Origin of the sequence: Olsenella profusa, from assembly GCF_016900315.1 — a bacterium.
Taxonomy (GTDB): Bacteria; Actinomycetota; Coriobacteriia; order Coriobacteriales; family Atopobiaceae; genus Thermophilibacter; species Thermophilibacter profusus_A.
In genome coordinates, this window is record NZ_JACSNQ010000047.1 from 1 (window position 1) to 452 (window position 452).

A 452-nucleotide genomic window follows, 5' to 3' on the forward strand; every position below is an offset into this window, starting at 1 on the left:
TTCATACTAATATCCCTTTTCTTCAAATTTTATCATTGCATCAAATAACAATTTCTTATTTGCTTCTGTTGTTTTAATAAGTGGTCTTCTTACCATTTCACCACATACTCCTAATTTTGCTAAAGCAACTTTTGGCATAATCGGATTAACATCAACAAATAAATATTTGCTTACATCATTCAAATCATATGCCATTGCTTTTGCAAGCTCCATATCACCTTTTAAGACAGCCTGGGCAAATTTTTCCGTTTCTCTAGGATAAACGTTAGACAAAACTGAAATCACACCCTTACCACCAGCTGCAATAAATGGAAGAATATTATCATCACATCCACTATACATATCAAAATCCAAATCTCTCGTTTTTGATAGTACATCCATTGCATAAGCAATATTATCAGTAGCATCTTTCATAGCCTTAATATTCCTATGCTTTGCTAACTCAACAACAG

The 452-nt window shown here is 32.5% G+C and carries 1 protein-coding gene; it reads right to left on the reverse strand.

The genetic code is table 11. The annotated features are described in order from the left end of the window. Positions 1–6: 6 nt before the first annotated feature. On the reverse strand, positions 7–452 hold a 446-nt coding region (locus tag H9X80_RS08960; RefSeq protein WP_204793997.1), incomplete at its 5' end, for a dihydrodipicolinate synthase family protein.